Annotated in this window: 23 protein-coding genes and 1 pseudogene; 9 read left to right on the plus strand and 15 right to left on the minus strand. The window is 51.1% G+C overall.

Annotated elements, in window-relative coordinates:
- Window position 1: 1 nt before the first annotated feature.
- The 9 genes and pseudogenes from tuf to fkpA form a co-directional block, all read right to left on the minus strand.
- Window positions 2–1,018, minus strand: a pseudogene (gene tuf / locus BZG84_RS07325) (elongation factor Tu); the annotation flags it as partial.
- 38 nt (window positions 1,019–1,056) lie between these two features.
- Complete coding sequence (gene fusA, locus BZG84_RS07330) at window positions 1,057–3,153, minus strand: elongation factor G (RefSeq protein ID WP_077479741.1); 2,097 nt, start codon at window positions 3,151–3,153, stop codon at window positions 1,057–1,059.
- A gap of 75 nt (window positions 3,154–3,228) precedes the next feature.
- Window positions 3,229–3,699, minus strand: coding sequence for a 30S ribosomal protein S7 (rpsG, locus tag BZG84_RS07335; protein ID WP_069589544.1), 471 nt, complete (start codon window positions 3,697–3,699; stop codon window positions 3,229–3,231).
- Window positions 3,700–3,796: 97 nt separating this feature from the next.
- Window positions 3,797–4,171: a 30S ribosomal protein S12 gene (gene rpsL, locus BZG84_RS07340; RefSeq protein ID WP_069589545.1), complete on the minus strand. Its 375-nt coding sequence runs from the start codon at window positions 4,169–4,171 to the stop codon at window positions 3,797–3,799.
- A gap of 179 nt (window positions 4,172–4,350) precedes the next feature.
- Complete coding sequence (gene tusB / locus BZG84_RS07345; RefSeq protein ID WP_077479742.1) at window positions 4,351–4,641, minus strand: sulfurtransferase complex subunit TusB; 291 nt, start codon at window positions 4,639–4,641, stop codon at window positions 4,351–4,353.
- A gap of 9 nt (window positions 4,642–4,650) precedes the next feature.
- Complete coding sequence (gene tusC, locus BZG84_RS07350; RefSeq protein WP_077479743.1) at window positions 4,651–5,004, minus strand: sulfurtransferase complex subunit TusC; 354 nt, start codon at window positions 5,002–5,004, stop codon at window positions 4,651–4,653.
- Window positions 5,005–5,012: 8 nt separating this feature from the next.
- Complete coding sequence (gene tusD, locus BZG84_RS07355) at window positions 5,013–5,405, minus strand: sulfurtransferase complex subunit TusD (protein WP_077479744.1); 393 nt, start codon at window positions 5,403–5,405, stop codon at window positions 5,013–5,015.
- A complete protein-coding gene (locus BZG84_RS07360) occupies window positions 5,402–6,124 on the minus strand; it encodes a helix-turn-helix transcriptional regulator (RefSeq protein ID WP_069589551.1) in 723 nt (240 codons plus the stop codon). The genes tusD and BZG84_RS07360 overlap by 4 nt, the downstream gene beginning before the upstream one ends.
- A 125-nt stretch (window positions 6,125–6,249) precedes the next feature.
- Window positions 6,250–7,038, minus strand: a complete 789-nt coding sequence (fkpA, locus tag BZG84_RS07365; protein WP_077479746.1) for an FKBP-type peptidyl-prolyl cis-trans isomerase — start codon at window positions 7,036–7,038, stop codon at window positions 6,250–6,252.
- A 126-nt stretch (window positions 7,039–7,164) separates the two neighbouring features.
- On the opposite strand from fkpA, the gene BZG84_RS07370 reads away from it, so the two are divergent.
- Both BZG84_RS07370 and BZG84_RS07375 read left to right on the plus strand, forming a co-directional pair.
- The gene (locus BZG84_RS07370; protein ID WP_069589554.1) at window positions 7,165–8,148 is read left to right on the plus strand and encodes a WD40 repeat domain-containing protein; all 984 of its coding nucleotides are present in this window, start codon (window positions 7,165–7,167) and stop codon (window positions 8,146–8,148) included.
- Between the two features lie 17 nt (window positions 8,149–8,165).
- Window positions 8,166–8,387, plus strand: a complete 222-nt coding sequence (locus tag BZG84_RS07375) for a SlyX family protein (protein WP_069589556.1) — start codon at window positions 8,166–8,168, stop codon at window positions 8,385–8,387.
- Between the two features lie 94 nt (window positions 8,388–8,481).
- On the opposite strand, the gene slyD is transcribed toward BZG84_RS07375, so the two are convergent.
- From slyD to kefG, 4 genes are read right to left on the minus strand one after another with little or no spacing between them, the layout of a single operon-like run.
- Window positions 8,482–8,970, minus strand: coding sequence for a peptidylprolyl isomerase (gene slyD, locus BZG84_RS07380; RefSeq protein ID WP_077455135.1), 489 nt, complete (start codon window positions 8,968–8,970; stop codon window positions 8,482–8,484).
- A gap of 50 nt (window positions 8,971–9,020) precedes the next feature.
- Complete coding sequence (locus BZG84_RS07385; RefSeq protein ID WP_077455134.1) at window positions 9,021–9,224, minus strand: YheV family putative zinc ribbon protein; 204 nt, start codon at window positions 9,222–9,224, stop codon at window positions 9,021–9,023.
- Window positions 9,225–9,233: 9 nt separating this feature from the next.
- Complete coding sequence (kefB, locus tag BZG84_RS07390) at window positions 9,234–11,033, minus strand: glutathione-regulated potassium-efflux system protein KefB (protein ID WP_077479747.1); 1,800 nt, start codon at window positions 11,031–11,033, stop codon at window positions 9,234–9,236.
- Window positions 11,023–11,607 (minus strand): glutathione-regulated potassium-efflux system ancillary protein KefG, encoded by a 585-nt coding sequence (gene kefG, locus BZG84_RS07395; protein WP_077678110.1) that lies wholly within the window; start codon window positions 11,605–11,607, stop codon window positions 11,023–11,025. Before kefG ends, kefB begins: the two co-directional genes overlap by 11 nt.
- 176 nt (window positions 11,608–11,783) lie before the next feature.
- Between kefG and BZG84_RS07400 the strand changes: the two genes are divergently transcribed.
- The 7 genes from BZG84_RS07400 to BZG84_RS07430 all read left to right on the plus strand — a co-directional run bounded on the left by BZG84_RS07400 (window position 11,784) and on the right by BZG84_RS07430 (window position 18,324).
- Window positions 11,784–13,712 (plus strand): ABC transporter ATP-binding protein, encoded by a 1,929-nt coding sequence (locus BZG84_RS07400; RefSeq protein ID WP_077479749.1) that lies wholly within the window; start codon window positions 11,784–11,786, stop codon window positions 13,710–13,712.
- Window positions 13,655–14,200 (plus strand): TIGR02444 family protein, encoded by a 546-nt coding sequence (locus BZG84_RS07405; RefSeq protein WP_077479750.1) that lies wholly within the window; start codon window positions 13,655–13,657, stop codon window positions 14,198–14,200. The genes BZG84_RS07400 and BZG84_RS07405 overlap by 58 nt, the downstream gene beginning before the upstream one ends.
- Entirely contained in the window at window positions 14,187–15,149 is a 963-nt protein-coding gene (locus tag BZG84_RS07410; RefSeq protein ID WP_077678111.1) for a hydrolase, read from the plus strand. Before BZG84_RS07405 ends, BZG84_RS07410 begins: the two co-directional genes overlap by 14 nt.
- Window positions 15,150–15,297: 148 nt before the next feature.
- Entirely contained in the window at window positions 15,298–15,516 is a 219-nt protein-coding gene (locus BZG84_RS07415; protein ID WP_069589565.1) for a YheU family protein, read from the plus strand.
- A 59-nt stretch (window positions 15,517–15,575) separates the two neighbouring features.
- Window positions 15,576–16,445 carry a phosphoribulokinase gene (locus BZG84_RS07420; RefSeq protein ID WP_069589567.1) on the plus strand — a complete coding sequence of 290 codons (870 nt, stop codon included), beginning with the start codon at window positions 15,576–15,578 and terminating at the stop codon, window positions 16,443–16,445.
- Between the two features lie 251 nt (window positions 16,446–16,696).
- Window positions 16,697–17,329, plus strand: coding sequence for a cAMP-activated global transcriptional regulator CRP (gene crp / locus BZG84_RS07425; RefSeq protein WP_002535199.1), 633 nt, complete (start codon window positions 16,697–16,699; stop codon window positions 17,327–17,329).
- 128 nt (window positions 17,330–17,457) lie between these two features.
- Entirely contained in the window at window positions 17,458–18,324 is an 867-nt protein-coding gene (locus BZG84_RS07430; RefSeq protein ID WP_077479752.1) for a hypothetical protein, read from the plus strand.
- A gap of 51 nt (window positions 18,325–18,375) precedes the next feature.
- Here the strand turns inward: BZG84_RS07430 and BZG84_RS07435 are convergent, their stop codons facing one another.
- Complete coding sequence (locus BZG84_RS07435) at window positions 18,376–19,170, minus strand: DUF1338 domain-containing protein (RefSeq protein ID WP_069590940.1); 795 nt, start codon at window positions 19,168–19,170, stop codon at window positions 18,376–18,378.
- Window positions 19,171–19,180: 10 nt separating this feature from the next.
- On the minus strand, window positions 19,181–20,659 hold the full coding sequence (astD, locus tag BZG84_RS07440; protein WP_077479753.1) for a succinylglutamate-semialdehyde dehydrogenase: 1,479 nt from the start codon (window positions 20,657–20,659) through the stop codon (window positions 19,181–19,183).
- Window positions 20,660–20,661 lie beyond the last annotated feature (2 nt).

Here is a 20,661-nt window from a genome sequence, read left to right on the forward strand (position 1 = left end):
NAACAACCATCTTGATGTTGTCACCAGGCATTACCATCTCAACGCCTTCTGGCAGTTCGATAGTACCGGTCACGTCAGTTGTACGGAAGTAGAACTGTGGACGGTAGCCTTTGAAGAACGGAGTATGACGGCCGCCTTCGTCTTTAGACAGTACGTATACTTCTGACTCGAACTTAGTGTGCGGGGTGATTGAACCAGGCTTCGCCAGTACTTGACCACGCTCAACTTCGTCACGCTTAGTACCACGCAGAAGAACACCAACGTTCTCACCTGCACGGCCTTCGTCTAGAAGCTTACGGAACATTTCAACACCAGTACAAGTGGTCTTGGTGGTGTCTTTCATGCCCACGATTTCTACTTCGTCACCAACGGTGATGATGCCTTGCTCAACACGACCAGTTACTACRGTACCACGGCCTTGGATTGAGAATACGTCTTCGATTGGYAGGATGAACGGCTTGTCGATTGCACGCTCTGGCTCTGGGATGTAAGAATCCAGTGCTTCCGCTAGCTCAACAATCTTCTGTTCCCACTGCTCTTCACCGTTCAGAGCRCCTAGYGCTGAACCTTGGATTACTGGGCAGTCGTCACCTGGGAAGTCATACTCTGAAAGCAGCTCACGTACTTCCATTTCAACTAGYTCAAGTAGYTCTTCATCATCAACCATGTCACATTTGTTCATGAATACGATGATGTATGGGATGCCTACCTGACGGCCTAGCAGGATGTGCTCACGAGTCTGTGGCATTGGGCCATCAGTCGCTGCTACTACTAGGATACCACCGTCCATTTGCGCTGCACCGGTGATCATGTTTTTCACGTAGTCGGCGTGCCCTGGGCAGTCAACGTGCGCGTAGTGGCGAGTTGGCGTATCGTATTCTACGTGCGAAGTCGCGATGGTGATACCACGCTCACGCTCTTCTGGTGCGTTATCGATTGATGCGAAGTCACGCGCTGCACCACCGTGTACTTTTGCAAGTACAGTACAGATAGCGGCAGTCAGAGTAGTTTTACCATTGGATGCCGACAACACGCCGGCATCGAGACTAATAAAAATTAGCTACGCTCTGCAATCAGGGCGTCGGCAATGTTCTTAGGCACTTCGCCATACTCGCTGAATTCCATTGAGTATGAAGCACGACCCTGAGTTGCACTACGCAGGTCAGTGGCGTAACCGAACATTTCAGACAGTGGTACCTGAGCACGTACGATCTTCAGACCCGCTGGGCCCTCGTCCATACCGCCAATCAGGCCACGGCGACGGTTCAAGTCACCAACAACGTCACCCATCCACTCTTCTGGCGTAGTTACTTCTACTTTCATCATTGGCTCAAGCATAACAGGTTGCGCTTGCAGTGCACCTTTCTTGAATGCCATTGATGCAGCGATCTTAAACGCCATTTCGTTGGAGTCAACATCGTGGTAAGAACCATCGTACAGGGTTGCTTTAACGTCGAGCACTGGATAACCGGCAAGTACACCGTTTTTCATTTGCTCTTCAACGCCTTTCGCTACCGCGCCGATGTATTCACGTGGAACCACACCACCAACGATTTCGTCAACAAAGACAAAGCCTTCGTTTGGCTCAGATGGCTCAAGCTTCAGCCATACGTGACCATACTGACCACGACCACCTGACTGCTTAACGAACTTACCTTCAACTTCCGTGCTACCACGGATAGTTTCACGGTACGCTACCTGAGGCTTACCAACGTTACACTCAACGTTAAACTCACGGCGCATACGGTCAACGATAACGTCTAGGTGAAGCTCACCCATACCAGAGATCAGGGTCTGGCCAGACTCTTCGTCAGACTCAACGCGGAAAGATGGATCTTCTGCCGCCAGTTTACCTAGCGCGATACCCATTTTCTCTTGGTCTGCTTTAGACTTAGGCTCAACCGCGATCTGAATAACTGGATCAGGGAATTCCATACGCTCTAGGATTACTTTTGAATCCATCGCACACAGAGTATCACCCGTAGTTACGTCTTTTAGACCAACCGCGGCCGCGATGTCACCGGCGCGAATTTCTTTGATTTCTTCACGCTTGTTCGAGTGCATCTGTACGATACGGCCTAGACGCTCACGCTTCTGCTTAACAGAGTTGTAAACAGTATCGCCTGAGCTTACAACGCCCGAGTAAACACGCATAAAGGTCAGCGTACCTACGAATGGGTCAGTTGCAATTTTGAATGCCAACGCGGAGAACGGTTCTTTGTCGTCTGCGTGACGCTCGATTGGGTTGCCGTCTTCGTCTTCACCTTTGATTGACTTAACGTCGATTGGTGAAGGTAAGAATTCGATAACCGCATCCAGTACCGCCTGAACGCCTTTGTTCTTAAATGCAGAACCACAGGTTGCCAGTACGATTTCGTTATCTAGAGTACGCTGACGCAGCGCCTTCTTGATTTCTTCTTCAGACAGCTCACCTTCTTCAAGGTACTTGTCCATCAGCTCTTCAGACGCTTCTGCAGCAGACTCAACCAAGAAGTTGTGCCACTCTTCTGCTTGCTCTTGAAGTTCAGCTGGAATCTCTTCATAGGTATAAGTCATACCCATGTCTTCTTCATTCCAGTTGATCGCTTTCATTTTGATCAGATCGATAACGCCCTTGAACTCGTCTTCAGCACCGATGTTCAAGTGAATTGGCACAGGGGTCGCACCAAGGCGATTTTTGATTTGATCAACAACGCGTAGGAAGTCTGCGCCTGCACGGTCCATCTTGTTGACGAAAACCATGCGTGGAACTTCATATTTGTCAGCCTGACGCCATACGGTTTCAGACTGAGGCTCAACACCAGAAGAACCACAGAAAACAACAACCGCACCATCAAGAACACGCAGTGAACGTTCTACTTCGATAGTGAAGTCAACGTGTCCTGGAGTATCGATGATGTTAACACGGTGTTGTTCGAATTGGTGATCTGAACCTTGCCAGAAAGTGGTAGTTGCTGCAGAAGTGATGGTAATACCACGCTCTTGCTCCTGCTCCATCCAGTCCATGGTAGACGCGCCGTCGTGGGTCTCACCAAGCTTGTGGTTAACGCCTGTGTAGAACAGGATCCGCTCGGTAGTGGTGGTTTTACCGGCGTCTACGTGAGCACAAATACCGATGTTACGGTAGCGCTCGATAGGGGTTTTACGAGCCACAATAGTATCCTCTTACTAAGGTTAACCTTAGAAAATGGGTTCGGCGCGCCACCGAAGTGGCGCGCCATGAAGGCATTACCAGCGGTAATGTGCGAACGCTTTGTTCGCGTCTGCCATACGGTGAACGTCTTCACGTTTCTTAACAGCAGTACCTTTGTTTTCAGACGCGTCAAGCATCTCGTTGGCCAGGCGCTGAGCCATAGATTTTTCACCACGCTTACGAGCAGCTTCAACCAACCAACGCATAGCCAGCGCGTTACGACGCACAGGACGTACTTCTACTGGTACTTGGTAAGTTGAACCACCTACACGGCGAGATTTAACCTCTACCGCTGGGCGTACGTTTTCAAGAGCTTGTTCGAATACAGCCAAGTGCTCTTTACCAGAACGCTCAGCCATGATGTCTAGTGCACCGTAAACGATTTTTTCAGCAGTTGACTTCTTACCGTCAACCATCAGGATGTTCACAAATTTTGCCAGCAATTCTGATCCGAACTTAGGATCTGGAAGAATTTTACGCTGACCAATTACGCGACGACGTGGCATGGATTATCTCCGTTGTCTTCTTCAGGTTTTATCCAAAACTTTTCAGTTTTTTCAAAATTCAATTGTTTGAGTGTTTGGCCTTACTTAACGGAATCCATTAAGACTTAGGACGCTTCACACCGTACTTAGAACGACCTTGTTTACGGCCGTTAACGCCTGCACAGTCAAGTGCGCCACGAACAGTGTGGTAACGCACACCCGGCAAGTCTTTTACACGACCGCCGCGGATAAGCACAACGCTGTGCTCTTGCAGGTTGTGGCCTTCACCACCGATGTATGAGGTTACTTCGTAACCGTTAGTCAAACGCACACGGCATACTTTACGCAGTGCTGAGTTTGGTTTTTTTGGCGTAGTGGTGTAAACACGAGTACAAACACCACGTTTTTGCGGACACGCTTCCAGCGCAGGCACGTTGCTTTTCGCAACTTGCTTCAGGCGTGGTTTGCGTACCAGCTGGTTAATAGTTGCCATTAAATAGCTCCTGATATTACTTAACGTATAAGTGTGAAAAATCTATCCCCAATAAAACGGGGACGCGAAATTTTAGGCGCCGACTTATAGGGTGTCAAGATTTATACAGAGATCTTTGCATCGTCTGTTTTTTCACCGATAGCAAGGAAGGCATTTTTATCCTTCGATAGCCTAGTCGATCACCATGTCATTTGCGTGACGTGATCCTCGGTGAGTTGAACCAACCCTTGCATATCAATCTGTTTAACTTGCGGATGTAGATGCGCTTGTACCCCACGGGCCATCACATCTTCTTCGAGCACATAAACCGAACGGTTATCTGTAAAAAGTGCCACACCCAAAGGGCTCTCTACCAGTGCGCCAAGGACTGCGTCATTGATCAAGACGATGACACTGTCAGGGGTGGCATACGCCAAACAGTGCGACAGCGCATGCGTTGCATAAGGGGACGATTTGATAATATGTAGCATCTGACTCTCTTAAAAATGCAGGATGCGATCACAGCGAGCGAGCTGTGCCTGAATGTGTTCACGTTCCAGCACTTCGCCCGTCAACACGCGCGCCGCATCACCCATGCCTCGTGCCGTCAGTGACGCTTGGCAAATATAGATATCTTCGACATCACACAGCGGTAGCATTTTAAAGCTGGCAATATAATCGCGACTAAGCACTGTGCTTGGGCGCTGCCCATCAATCAATTGCATCACCCCATCGCCAATGAAGAACACGCTAATCGTTTCGCAAAAAGCGGATGCCGCCAACAGCGCATCTAACCCCTCACGTCCGCTCGCTGAGCCATGCGGTGCGGTTGAAAAAACAAACCCGAGTTGCATACGTCCTCTTAAAATTGCAGTACACGATCGGCTGTCAACAAAGCTTCTGCCAAGGCACCGAGACCAGCTTGTTGATACCCATCAGCCAGGTTAGCTTGTGACAAGCCATGCTGCGTCGCTTCTTGCTCACTCACAATACCTCGACGTAATGCGGCAGCCACACAGGTTTCGAGTTGTACCTGATGTTCATTGGCTAAGGTCTGCCATGCCTTAACCAAGTCAAATTCGTCATTCGCAGGCACCGTTGTCGCAGCCCCGTTTAATACGCCATCTTGGTAGAAAAACACTTTGCTGACACTGTGTCCTTTGGCAATGGCCGCACACGCAAATTGATAGGCCGTACGCGCAAGTTGCGTCCCATAAGCCGGCTCTGAGACCACGAGTACGTAATTGAGGCTCATTTTTCCCCGTCTCCCGTTTTGCGTTGGCGCACGTAAAGGTACACAGTGTGCTTCGATATGTTGAGCCTATCAGCGACACGATGAATAGCATCTTTGATATCAAAGATCCCTTTATCATAAAGCGCCATCACAATTTGGCGGTTTTTGGTGTTGTTAGACACACTTTTATCCGCGTTGACTTCTTCAATGGTACGCTCAACGGTTTGATCCACCAGCTCTTCTACATCACTGGCAAAGTTAACCGATGACGCAGCTTGCTTGGCTTGATCATCGGGCATAAACGCTTGCAGCACCTGAGAGAAAGGGGCATCCAAGTTTATATTGATACATAACAGCCCGATAATGCGGCTTTCACCATTGCGGATGGCAACCGTGATCGATTTCATTAAGGTGCCGCTTTTCGCGCGCGTAAAGTAGGCGCGAGAAAAATTACGCTCAGACCCTTCAATGTCCCGCAACATCCGTAAGGCCAAATCCGTGATGGGTGACCCCACTTGGCGACCGGTGTTTTCACCATTGGCAATTTTGATTGCTGACTTGTTCAAGTCTTCTAGCGAGTGCAGTACGATTTCACAATGCTCGCCAATCAGCGCAGCCAAGCCGTCTACGACCGCGGCATAAGAGTGTAAAATCACACTGTCTTGCGCAGTAAATGGATTCGGCTCAATGAGCTCGCTTTCTGTCATGATTTCTGCGCCAAAATGCTCTGTCGGTACCACGTACGCCTATCCTTATTCGACAGTGAATCTGTGTTTATCTCAGCCAAGTTTAACAGAATCCAGCCCTAAAAAAGCAAAAGCCCCGGCAAAGCCGAGGCATTTTGGCGCGAAAACAAGCGTCAGGTTTACCCTTCACTCGCCTTCTCTTTGTTGGCATCGTCTTTGATTTCCAGTAGCTCAACATCAAACACAAGCGTTGAGTTCGCAGGAATGGACGCCGTATCTTGGTCACCGTAAGCCAGCTCTGGCGGGATCACGAAGGTGAATTTAGATCCAACCGGCATCAGCTGCACCCCTTCAGTCCAACCTGGGATCACACGATTAAGCGGGAAGGTTGCTGGCTCGCCACGATCGTAAGAGCTATCAAATTGGGTACCATCCGTTAGCGTGCCTTTGTAGTGCACCACCACAGTGTCTTCCGCCGCGGGCTTTTTACCGTCACCTAAGCTATCCACTTTGTATAACAAGCCAGATTCGGTTTCTTTCACGCCCTCTTGGCTCGCAAATTCAGTGCGATACTTTTCACCGTCTGCCAGCGCAGCTTCTGCTTTCTCTTTAGCTTGTTGCTGAGCCAGCTCAGTCACGCGTTGATCGAGTGACTGCAGTGCCGCTTGCGCTTGCTCGTCGGTCAGCTTGGATTCGCCATTAAAGACGTCCTGCACCCCTTGCAATACCAACTCTTTATCTAAATCCAAACCAATGTCGGCTTGTTGCTCTAGGTTGGCGTTGAGGTATTGCGCTAAAGACGCACCAATCGCGTAGGCTGCCTTGTCGTCATCATTAGCAAACGACGCTTCCGCTTGCGCTTGCTCAGCGGCTTGGTTCGTCTGCTCGACGTTGGTGTCGTCTTGTTGACAGCCGACGGCAAGGGCAACGGTTGCCGCGAGTAGCGACATCTTCATTACTGATTTCATTGGGTACTCCGTTGATGGTAAGGATAAATCCTCGTATGGTTGTCACTGACGCATCAACAATGCGAAAGCCTGATTCTATCAATATACTCGTGGTTATATGGCTGCACGTTTCGGAACTCAAGCATCATGCCCAAAATTCGCCACATTGTTTGCATTTTTCTCATCGCCATCACGCTAACTGGCTGTTGGCAGTCTGGCAAAGAAGCCCAGCGTTGGTCAATCCATCCTGAAGGCGCCACCAGCTTTAGCCTGAGTCGAGACGGGCGATTTGCGCTGCTCGCCTCCGAAGAAACCGACATTGTGCTGTGGGATCTGGTCACCAACCAAAAACTGGCGGATCTAGGGCCCCAAGATCCGAATGCAAACCCTGTGGTGGTCAGCCATATCTCCGACAATAAACGCTATGCCATCACCGCGACCGCGCAAAATTTTGCTGTCTGGGATCTTGCCTGGAGCCAAGCCGAGGGCTTGTGGTCGGTCTCTGAAGGCATTATCCGTGATGCGGCTATCAGCAACAACGGCCAAAAAGTGGTCCTCGCGATGTCGGACGGCAAAGCGCTATTCATCGACTTAGGCACAGGAAGACGCTTAGAGTTCCTTGCCCATCGCGATAAAGTCAATGCGGTCGCCATTTCCCCGAACGGCGCTTACGTCCTCTCAGGGGGCAATGACCATCATGCCTATTTTTGGGACACCAATTCCGGGCAAATTATCAACGACTTTCCTTATGACCAACGGGTGAAGCAAGTGGCGCTGCAACGGGAAGGGAAGTATGCCTTTGTCTCGGATGGCAGCAATCAAGCAATTATCTGGGCCTTACCCAGCGGTGAGAAGGTCAGTCAACTGGATATCTTTGCGCGCCAAGCGATTTATGCCAGTGCACGCTTTTCCGATGACGGCCGCCGACTCGCAACCGGTACTCCCTCACAGCGGGTCGAGCTTTGGGATGTTCAGACCGGTGAGAATCTAGGGCGTTGGGAGGCATTGGCTCAACCCAATACTCGCCCTCCCAGCGCGGTCGTGTATGATGTTGCTATCGACCCAACCGGCCGTGTGATTTCCGGCACCTCGGCGGGCATCGCCCAAGCTTGGTTAACCGACACCCCTTAATGCAGTGAGAAACAAAAATGAGTGAGATTGGCAAATTACAGCAACAAATTGACGATCTAGAGTGCAAGGTCGCGTTTCAAGAAGACACAATAGAACAGCTCAATGACGCTCTCACCCAGCAGCAAGGCGATATTGAGCGTATGACAGTGCAAATTCAGTATTTGGTCGGCAAACTGAAAGACGTCGCGCCGGCCAACATCGCCAGCCAATCGGAAGAAACCCCACCGCCGCATTATTAATTGCCAAGCGCTGGTGTCGATACACACCTGAAGACGGTGGATATGAAATAAAAAAGGCGCCAAACCGGCGCCTTTTCTCGTTGCTAATCACTGATTAGTGATCGTGACCGCAGCCACCTTCTTGGTGAATGTGGCCATGAGCAATTTCGTCTTCGGTTGCTGCACGTAGATCAACCACTTCCACAGAGAATGACAGAGTTTGGCCTGCCAGCATGTGGTTAGCATCAACAACAACTTCGTCACCGTCAACTTCGGTGACTTCAACCGGGATCTGACCTTGGTCAGTTTCCGCCATAAAGCGCATGCCGACTTCCACTTGGTCTACGCCTTGGAATACGTTCGCCGGTACACGTTGTACCATGGCTTCTTGATACTCACCGTATGCGTCGTCAGGACCTACAGTCACTTCAAACGCGTCGCCTTTCTCACGACCTTCCAGTGCCTTTTCCAGACCAACGATCAGGTTACGGTGACCGTGTAGGTACTGGAGGGGTTCTTGCGCTGTTGATTCATCAACTAACGCACCGTCTTCATTTTTTACTTGGTAGGCCAGGCTGACCACCACATCATTTGCAATTTTCATGCTCGCTCCGAGACCGGAAGGTTAATGGACTGCCGATGATAACGGATTCCCTACTCCGGTTTAAAGATCCCAATGACATTCTCTGCCGGCGGGGTTTCAGACTGTGACTGCTGTGCCGAATCCGGAAGCCGACTCTCATGGTAATCGCAGCTGACACATTCCACTTTGTCAATATTGTTTTCGCGCCAGACCCGCAAGGTATCTTGGCGCTGACATTTGGGGCACGCCGCCCCAGCAATAAAGCGCTTTTTCACAATTCCATCCTATTCATCTCGGTTCCAACTCTGGTGGCGCTCAATCTCTCCGCGCATTTCCCGATCGAAGATCTCTTCCAACTCTTTACGCGCCTCTTTCACGCGTGAAGCGGCGGCCATATCTTCATTATGCTGAGGTAAGAGGTCTTGCAATACCCGCATATCCAATTTTCGGAACAACACCTCGGCACGTTTTGCCTTGTAAGGATGCATGCCTAAGGACTCTAACGTCTGTCGGCCTAAATCAAGCGCGCCAAGAAATGTCTCCCGCGACAAGGTTTCGACGCCTAAGCCCATGAGCTGATAAGCCTCCACCCGACTTCGTGCTCGCGCTAATATCTTTAAGTTAGGGAAATGCCGCTGACAAAGATCAACAATCTCCATCACTTCATCCGGCGAGTCGGTGCAAATCACAATCGCCTCTGCGCTTTGCGCCCCTGCCGCCCGAAGCAAATCAAGCTGCGTCGCATCACCGTAATACACATCATACCCGAATTTACGTAACAGTTTGATTTGGGTGGGATCACGTTCCAAGATGGTGACACCAATTTTGTTGGCAAACATCAATCGACCAACCACTTGACCAAACCGACCGAAGCCCGCGATGATGACGCGCGCATCATGTTGATCAAATTGCGTCTGTGTCGGTAACTCCTCGGGTTCATTAAAGGTGCGTTCAAACCAGCGTTGCTGCAAGGTAAGCATCAAAGGCGTGGTCATCATCGACAGACTCACCACCACCAGCAAGAAGGCATTCAATTCTTGGCTGAGTAACCCTTCTGCGCGTGCCGCCGTAAAGATCACGAAAGCAAACTCACCGCCTTGGCTAAGCAACACCGCCATTTGACTGCGCGCTTTAGGTGCCACACCAAATAGACGCGCGAGCAGATAGATAAGTAACGCCTTACCACACACCAGTGCAAGTACCGCACCGAGCAAGGTCAGCGGATATTCCAGCAATAGACCGAGATCCACCGCCATCCCAACCGCAATAAAAAACAGCCCCAGCAACAATCCTTTAAAGGGATCGATGGCGGTTTCGAGCTCGTGGCGATACTCACTCTCCGCAAGCAGCACACCCGCAAGGAACGCACCTAACGCCATCGAGAGACCCAACTGCTGCATCGCAAGCGCAATACCAATCACCAAGGCCAGTGCCGCCACGTTAAACAGCTCGCTGACCCCGCTCATGACCACCAAACGGAATAGAGGCCGAAGCAAGAAATGCCCGCCGACCAACAGCGCGCCAATCCCCACAAACATCCATAGCACATCTAACCAGCTGCCGAGACTGCCTCCTGCCAGTGCGGGCATCACCGCCAACATGGGGATCACCGCGATATCTTGGAATAACAGAATCGCAAACCCTGCTTGACCGGATTCACTGCGCATAAGGCGCTGATCCTCCATAATTTTCATCGCAATGGCAGTGGAGGAGAGCGCCATGGCCATGCCCACAATAAAGCCCTGCCGTTCCGTCAGGCCAAACATCACCCCAACAGCACCTATTACCAAGGTGGTCACCACCACTTGGCTACCACCCAGCCCCAGTATCGGCCGGCGCATCTGCAGCAGTTTTTTAGGGTTCAGTTCCAAGCCAATCAGAAATAGCAGCAATACCACCCCGAATTCAGAAAAATGGAGAATAGACTCCACATCGCTGATAAGCCCGAGCCCCCAAGGACCAATCACGATGCCAGCCATCAGATAGCCTAATACCGAGCCCATTCCTAACCGCTGCGCGAGTGGGACGGCAATGACCGCCGCGAGCAGAAAAATAAAGGCCGCAGACAGCAAGTTATGCTCCATGCTCACCTCCCGCATGGGCGAGCGGATCACGAATCCAATCGGCATACAATTCCGCAAACGCATCCCGATCAGCATCACTAACACGGCGTGCCCAATGCAAGACCAACGGCGGAAGCCACTCCATGCGGCAAAGAGCTGCGGTCAGCTCAAACGGCTGGAGAAGCTCTTGCATCGAGTACTTGTTGTATCCGCTTTTAGTGAACGCCTCAGCCGCCCCTCCAGTAGTGACGACAAAACGGCAGGTTTTTCCTGCTAGCGCATCCCCTCCCTCGCCATGTGCAAAACCTTTGCCTAGCACCACATCAATCCATTCTTTCAATAACGCCGGACAGGAATACATTTGTAGCGGGTGTTGAAAAACAATCACATCAGCTTGTTGCACCCGTCGGCGCTCATCGTGCACATCAACCACAAAGTCGGGATAGGTTGCGTAAATATCGTGAACGGTCACGTGCGGAAAAGAAGAGATAGCGGCAAGCAGACGTCGGTTCGCCACCGACTGATCAGGGTCGGGATGGGCAAAGATCACCAACACCGACGCGGGGTCTTGGTATGCATCCTTGTCATTGGGCATAGGCATCCTTGTTATCACGGCAAGAGTCAGTTTTCATGCTTGTTTTTAACCTTAACACACAAAACACACAACACAGATCGCGCCAGTTAGGCCGACTGACGGGGAAATTTGGCAATCCCCGCACCAAGCTGGTATAACGACGACGCACCCAAACCACACTAGCGCACTGAATAATCATGATTAGCTTTTCTGACATCCAATTACTGCGCGGTGGCAAGCCACTGCTCGATCATACCTCTGCCACCATCCATCCTGGCGACAAAGTCGGATTGGTCGGAAAAAACGGCTGTGGCAAATCTAGCTTGTTTGCGCTGCTTCGCCACCAGCTGACGTTAGATGCGGGCAGCTATCATTATCCTAGCCAATGGCAAGTAGCATGGGTGGCACAAGAAACACCCGCACTGGAAAAAAGTGCGCTCGAGTATGTCATTGATGGCGATGCTGAATACCGTGAACTGCAGATGGCCTTGTCGGATGCCGAACAACGCGATGACGGTCATGCCGTAGCGACCTTACACGATAAACTGGATGCCATTGGTGGCTACAGTATTGAGGCCCGCGCCGCCAGTTTGCTCGATGGCTTGGGGTTTAGTCAGGCGCAAATGCAATGGTCCCTCACGCAGTTTTCGGGCGGCTGGCGGATGCGCTTAAACCTTGCCCAAGCACTACTGTGTCGTTCCGACCTCTTGCTACTTGATGAACCAACCAACCACCTCGATTTAGATGCCGTGATGTGGCTGGAAAAATGGCTACAGCAATACCCCGGTACCTTGGTGCTGATTTCCCACGACCGTGACTTTCTTGACCCTGTGGTCAACCGCATTATTCATATTGAGCATCAGCAGCTGAATGAATACACGGGCAATTATTCCGACTTCGAGCAGATGCGGGCGCAGAAGCTGGCGCAACAACAAGCGCAGTTTGAAAAGCAAAAAAAGCAAATTGCCCACATGCAATCTTACATCGACCGCTTTCGTTATAAAGCCTCAAAGGCGCGCCAAGCGCAAAGCCGGATTAAGGCTCTGGAGCGGATGGAAAAGGTGTTGCCAGCGCAATACGATAATCCGTTTAGCTTTACCTTCTTCACCCCAGATGCGCTCCCAAATCCTATCTTGATGATGGACAAGGTCGCAGCGGGGTACGACAAGACGCCGATTGTGGAAAACATCCGCCTCAATCTAGTCCCAGGCGCGCGTATTGGTTTGTTGGGCCGCAATGGTGCGGGTAAGTCTACGCTGATCAAACTCCTTGCTGGCACCTTACCAGCCATGGCCGGTGAGCTCAGTTACTCCCAAGGGGTAAAAATTGGCTATTTTGCGCAGCATCAACTTGATACCTTGCGCATTGACGAAACCCCGCTGCAACATATGAATCGCCTTGCGCCTACCACAGCCGAGCAAACGCTACGTGACTTCTTAGGGCGCTTTGGCTTTCAGGGGGATAAAGCGCTTGAGACCATTGGTCCCTTTTCGGGAGGCGAGAAGGCACGCTTGGTATTAGCGTTATTGGTGTGGCAAAAGCCTAACCTGCTGTTGCTTGACGAACCGACTAACCACCTTGATTTAGACATGCGCCAAGCCTTGACGCTTGCCCTACAATCGTTTGAAGGGGCGATGGTGATCGTCAGCCATGATCGCTTTTTGCTGCGCGCGACCACCGACGATCTTTATCTTGTCGACAACGGCGCGGTGCAACCCTTTGACGGTGACTTACACGACTACCATCGCTGGCTTGGCGAGCAACAGCGTGCCGACCGTGCGGAAAGTAAAAAACAAAACACCGATGACAAAGCCGCCCCCCAGCAACGTCAGGTCGATCGTAAGGCACAAAAGCGTCGCGAGGCCGAACTTCGCCAAAAAACCGCGCCACTTCGTAAAAAAATTGACAGCCTAGACACAAAAATCGAACAGCTCTCTGCCATTATTGCCGATGCAGAGACCAAACTGGCCGACCCAACAATTTATAGCGCAGACCAAAAAGCCCAACTCGCGGAACAATTACAACGCCAGGCTGATGCCAAATCAGCGCTGGAAGAGGTAGAGCAAGAATGGATGGAGCGACAGGAAGAACTGGAAGCCATGGAGGCGGCATTCAATCAAGCCTAATTCCCGGCAAAGCGAATGCAGCCGATCTGTGGCAGTTTTGTTTGCAACACTACGGCAAGCAAGACGTGAAACAGGCGTGTCTTAAATTGCAAGATCAGCATCAGGGCAACGTCAACCTTGCCTTGTTGCTGGCTTGGTTGGAAAGTCATGGCTATGGCCTTGCCCCAGAGAGCCTCAGCCAGCTTAAACAATCGCTTAGCCGCTCTGAGCACTTGCTGATTGCCTACCGCAACCTGCGTCGCGATATCAAACCGCGCGTTGGTGCGGGACAATATAAAAAAATGCTGAATTTTGAGCTCAGCCTCGAAAAGTTCCAGCAACAAGACCTCATCCACGCCTTGAATCAACAAACATGGCTGACCGAATCGCCCTCGCCGTTGGCGTATTATTGCCGTCAGCTCTCGCCCTCGGCCAAATCGCTCTATCCCGCCCTGCGCGCCAGTGTGATCAAAGACGATGAGCAAGGAGACGCCGATGACGCCCTTTGAACCGATTCCCAGCGCCCGTAATCCACACCTACAAACCATCATGCCACGGCTGATACGGCGTCAACCCGTGCTCTCTCCTTTGTGGCAACAGCTGGATTTACCGGATGGTGATTTTGTCGATCTCGCTTGGACGCAGACACCTAAGCCCGGTCAACCGATAGTGGTGCTTTTTCATGGCCTTGCTGGCAGCTTTCATAGCCCATACGCGAATGGGTTACTGGCTGCTTTTCAGCGCCGAGGCTGGTGCGGTGTGGTGATGCACTTTCGCAGTTGCAGTGGCCGATTAAACCGCGTCCCGCGCACTTATCACTCAGGCGAGACACAAGACGCGCGCTATTTTTTGACCACATTACGTATGCGTTATCCTCAGCATCCCATTCATGCTGTGGGCGTATCGCTAGGCGGCAACATGCTGGTGCGCTATTTGGCAGAGTATGCGGACGATCCGATCGTCTCCAGTGGCTGCGCAGTGTCACCCCCCTTAGACCTTGCCGCCTGCTCGTTACGCATTCAGCAAGGATTCTCACGTGTCTACCAAGCGTATCTGCTCCGATCGATGCGGCAAACCCTGTCAGATAAGCTTACGCGGCACGCCCAAGTGGGTCGTTGGCAAGCTGGCGAGCAGCCCCGTATTGCGACCTTATTCGAGTTTGACCAAACCGTCACCGCACCACTGCATGGATTTGAGGACGCACATCATTACTACCAGCAATGCAGTGGCCTATCCGTGTTGCCTGCGATCCGCACCCCTTTGACCATCATTCATGCCAAAGACGATCCTTTTATGACCGACGCGGTGATCCCAACCACGCCATTACCGGCCAATATACGCTATCAACTCACTGACCATGGCGGACATGTTGGGTTTGTCACTGGCCGTTGGCGTGCACCGCGTTTATGGTTGGAAGAGGCAGTGCCCGCGTGGATAGCTGAGCAACTCGACACCTGATGCCCCTATTCGTCACGATAAATTGTGACTGAATCGACATAGATACACTGCACCTACGCGCATAATTCGGTAAAATGGGAGCTAATTCACAACCTAAGCACGGAGATGGCGTCCGTGCCATCTAGGTGTCAGCAAAAGGTGATGTAGTATGATGGTTCCATGGCAATCTGTGCCAGCCGAAACCTTGACCAATTTAATTGAGCACTTTGTGTTGCGGGAAGGGACAGATTACGGTGAGCAGGAAGTCAGCTTTGCTGAGAAAGTTGAACAAGTGCGCGAACAATTAAAATCCGGCGATGCCGTGATTGTATACTCTGAGCTGCATGAGACAGTGGATATTCGTCGTCAGCGCGATCTCAGACCGTAACACCGCCTCCCATTGTGGGCTGCGGTGTAAATTCAGACTGATCAATGACAGGGCTCGTCATGTCGGCTAAACACCCAATCATCGCTGTGACCGGTTCATCTGGCGCAGGCACAACCACGACCTCCGAAGCGTTTCGCAAGATGTTCAATATGATGAACATCAAAGCCTCTTGGTTAGAGGGCGATAGCTTTCACCGCTTCACGCGGCCAGAGATGGATGTTGAGATCCGTAAAGCACGTGAACAAGGTCGTCATATTAGCTACTTTGGCCCCACGGCCAACGACTTCCCACGCCTTGAGCAATTTTTTAAAGAATATGGCGAACAAGGCACCGGCAAGTATCGTCGTTATCTACACACCTTTGATGAAGCCGTGCCTTATAATCAAATGCCGGGCACCTTCACTCCCTGGCAAGATCTGCCTGAAAATACCGACGTATTATTTTATGAAGGCTTGCATGGCGGAGTGGTGGATGGTGACGTCAATGTCGCCCAACATGTTGATTTACTGATCGGCATGGTGCCTATCGTTAACTTGGAGTGGATTCAAAAGTTTGTCCGCGATACGCGCGACCGCGGCCATTCCCGCGAGGCCGTTACGGACTCCATTGTGCGTTCCATGGACGATTACTTGCACTATATTACGCCGCAGTTTTCTCGCACGCATATTAACTTCCAACGCGTCCCAACCGTAGATACATCTAACCCGCTGAATGCAAAAGGGATCCCGTCACTCGACGAAAGTTTTGTCGTGATCCGCTTTCGTGGCATGAAGAACGTCGATTTTCCTTATTTACTGCAAATGATCAGTGGCGCCTTTATGTCTCGGCACAACACGCTGGTCGTGCCCGGCGGTAAAATGGGATTTGCGATGGAGCTGATTATTCGCCCCTTGATCCAACAGTTGATTGAGAAAGGCAAGATAGGTTAAGCGCCGTAGCGCACTTAACGTGTATTACTTCTCAGGTCGTGATCTTAGCCACATTTTTGCCGAATTTTTAGGCGGTTGGCTTAGATCAAAATCAAGAAATCCAGATAGAAAAAAGATACACTCTTGTTAACATACAGTGAGCTTGTAGCCTGCGCCAAGACCTCGTATTCTGTGCATTGGACTGATGGGTTTCCATTCAGACAAAGACAGGACGTCGTTGCCGGGCAACACATGCAGAGGAAATAAGTTATATGGTTCCAGGAAAACCTCAAACAGACCCTACACTCGAGTGGTTCCTTTCACATTGTCATATTCACAAGTACCCGTCCAAAAGTACTCTGATCCATGCAGGGGAAAAGGCGGAGACCTTGTACTACATCGTGAAAGGTTCTGTGGCCGTACTAATCAAAGATGAAGAAGGCAAGGAGATGATCCTGTCTTACCTTAACCAAGGTGACTTCATCGGCGAACTTGGTCTGTTCGAAGAGGACCAAGAGCGCACCGCATGGGTACGTGCGAAATCACCTTGCGAAGTGGCAGAAATTTCATTCAAGAAATTCCGCCAGCTGATCCAAGTTAACCCAGACATTTTGATGCGTCTCTCCTCTCAGATGGCGCGTCGCCTGCAAGTGACCAGCCAGAAAGTGGGAGACCTTGCCTTCCTGGACGTGACCGGCCGCATTGCACAAACCCTACTGAACTTGGCGAAGCAACCTGACGCCATGACTCACCCTGACGGCATGCAAATCAAGATCACGCGTCAGGAAATCGGTCAAATTGTTGGCTGTTCGCGTGAGACGGTTGGGCGTATCCTTAAAATGCTGGAAGAGCAGAATCTTATCTCAGCTCACGGTAAAACCATTGTGGTTTACGGCACACGCTAATCCTCGCGTGTTGCGATAAAACCGGCGCTTTTGCGTCGGTTTTTTATTTTTATTGACTGGAAACTCATTACCTAAGTTCTACACTTCAAAAACGACCCATCTAACAACTGATTAACAGGATGTCGTTTATGAGAAGCTTACGTCACACCCTTGCTGCATTGCTACTCGCGGCGGTTTCTTCAACTGCTGCGGCGAATATCACCATTGTCCACCCAGAACCACGGGCTGGCTCTGCCCTCGATTTATACGCTATCGACTTGATTGAGTTTTTAGCGGAAAAATCGGGTGAGTCTGTCACGTTACAGGCCTTTCAAGGCCAAATTGGCTCTCAGTCTCGTAAAGTAGAAATGCTGAAACAAGGACGACTGACGGTAGATTGGCTCGGGGCCGACCGTACCCTTGAGTCAGAGTTACTTCCCATCCGTTATCCAGTTTTTCGGGGTCTCTTAGGCCATCGCTTGTTCATTACTAATCAAGCCACCGAACCCAAGCTTGCACAAATCAGTGACCAAGCAGGGCTCAATAATCTGACCATGATCCAAGGGCAAGGCTGGGCCGATGTGAAGGTCTTGCAGTCAGCGGGATTTCGGGTTCGAGAAATTTCAAGCTTTGAGAATATCTTTAAAGCCGTCGATACCGGACGGGCAGACCTCTTCCCGCGTGCGCTTATCGAACCTTTTAGCGAACTGGCAGAGCGACCTCAATATGCAAATCTGTTGGTCGATCCGCACTTAATGCTGATCTATCGCTTCCCGATGTTCTTGTTTGTATCGCCCCAAAACCCAGAGGTGGCGACCATGCTCAATGATGCCTTTGCGGCCGCCTATCAAGACGGATCCTTCATCGAATTTTTTGAGAATGCGCCTCTGGTAAAAGAGACCTTTGAGAAAGCCAATATTGGTGAGCGCACCTTTATTCGCGTCGACAACCCACATCTGAGTAATGAAACTCAGGCGATTGACGATAAATTCTGGCTCGATATTGAAAGTCGCTAAACACAGCCACCCAAAAAAGGAGAGCATCGCTCTCCTTTTCTTCTCTCGCCACTATTGATGCGTACTTTCAAAGATTTTATCAGCCGAGGCGGCGACAAAACCTTGATAAAGTTCACCGTCCGGAAGCGGATACCGTTTCGCAAACTCGTAGAACCCCCCCGGAATATCATGGCGTGCATCGCTAAATTGCACCGGCACGCGATCAGCCATCGTCGAGGATTGCTCCAAAAAGACTGATGCATCCCCTTTGACCTCCCCGCCAGATTCGTTAATGGTAAAACCATTTTGGCGCAAGGTATCGTTAACCGCTTGACAGCTATCATGGTTGTTCAGCTGATTCACGCTGACGGTAAAGTGGTTCGCCCCATAGCCATGCGCTGCCACCCAAGCTGCATATTCACTTTCATCCGCTAACGTCTTGTAGGTTTGCCAATCCAACTCCCACAAACGTCCTTGATGAAGAAAATCGCTCCCTTTCAGCGCATCATCGTCTACATTCGCCACTAAGTCGCGCACGATGGATTGCAATGTTGTCGAGCATTGGCCCACCATCAATTCACTAATAAACACTTTCGGCATCAAAGGGTCGGGATGCTCGTAGTGACGTGCGTTGAGCTTCTTCGCTTCAAAGGTGTACTCACCTTTCGGTTCATAGCCCAACGCAATAAAAGGACGGGCAAGCTTGTCCAGCCCTACATTAGGCAGTGCAAAGGTGCGCAGTGCAATGTGATCATTGATCAGGGGTTGGCCTTCTTCGAGCAACCCATGCACTTTCTGCGCAGAAGGGCAAAGACGCTGGGTGTAGTCTTGCCACAGTCTGTCAAATAACGCTTGGCAACTATCCATGTTGTTCTCCTTAATCAAGAGGCGTGATCCCCGGCGCAAAGCTCTCGGGCAAGGTGACCTGCTCGCCTTCCATCGATGCCATAGGGTAGGCACAATAATCGGCGGCATAATAAGCACTTGGACGCAGGTTACCCGACGCGCCCGGACCACCAAATGGTGCATCCCCACTGGCACCGGTCAATTGACGGTTACGGTTTACAATACCGGCGCGAATATGGTCAAGGAAGTATTGCCATTCACCATCGTCGTCACTGATAAGGCCTGCCGATAAGCCGTAGCGGGTATCATTCGCTTTCGTCAATGCATCGGCCATATCGGTGTAACGCTGCACCTGCAATAAAGGACCGAAGTATTCTTCATCGGGTAACTCGGCGATCCCGCTAACATCAATGATCCCCGGCGAGATCACGGCATCATGGCGATGTTCACAAGCGACGACTGGCTTGCCACCGAGATCGATCAGTTTTTGCTGAGTGGCTAAGATCCCTTCGGCTGCCGCCACAGAGATCTGTGCGCCCATAAAGGGCGCCGGATCATCGAATTGGCCGCCCACACGGATCGTTTTAGTCCACGCTGCCAAGCGCGCCAAGATCTTGTCACCCACCTCCCCTTTAGGAAGAAGCAAACGACGTGCACACGTACAACGCTGACCGGCACTGAGGTAAGCCGATTGAATAATGGTATAAACCGTGGCATCCACACCACTATGTTTATCACTGATAACCAGTGGGTTATTGCCCCCCATTTCCAATGCCAGCATTTTGTCCGGTTGGCCGGCAAACTGGCGATGGAGGATGTGTCCGGTGTTGGCACTCCCGGTAAATAGAAGGCCATCAATACCTCGCGCTTGTGCTAGCGCTTCGCCGGTATCACGACCCCCTTGCACCAAGTTAATCAGCCCAGCAGGTAGACCGGCTTCTAACCAGTAGCCAAGGGTTTGTTCAGCCACTTTAGGCGTCAGTTCGGATGGCTTGAAAACCACACTGTTTCCGGCCAATAGTGCCGGGACAATATGGCCATTAGGCAAGTGACCGGGGAAATTATACGGCCCAAACACTGCCATCACACCAAGGGGACGATGCCGCAGTACAGCTTGCGTACCATTGACGTCTTTTTCCCGCGATCCTGTACGTTCATGGTAAGCGCGCAGCGAAATGGCAATTTTACCCACCATGGCGCCCACTTCGGTTTTGGTTTCCCAAAATGGCTTACCGGTTTCTTCAGCGATGGTACGCGCCAGATCGTCGGTATTGGCTTTCACAATTTCAGCGAAGCGTTCTACCAAGGCTTGGCGCTCGGCAAAATCGGTATTCCGCCAAGTAAGAAAGGCTTGTCGTGCCGCGCTTACCGCTTGTTCAACCTGCGGTTTCGTGGCTTCATTGCCTTGCCAAATACAACGGCTATCAAAAGGGTTTAGCGAAGTCATGACGTCGCCTTCACCCGGCGTCCATTCACCATTGATCAAATGGCCTGCGGTTTGATGTGTCATCC

It is taken from the genome of Salinivibrio sp. PR932, assembly GCF_001996125.1.
GTDB classification, from domain to species: Bacteria; Pseudomonadota; Gammaproteobacteria; order Enterobacterales; family Vibrionaceae; genus Salinivibrio; species Salinivibrio proteolyticus.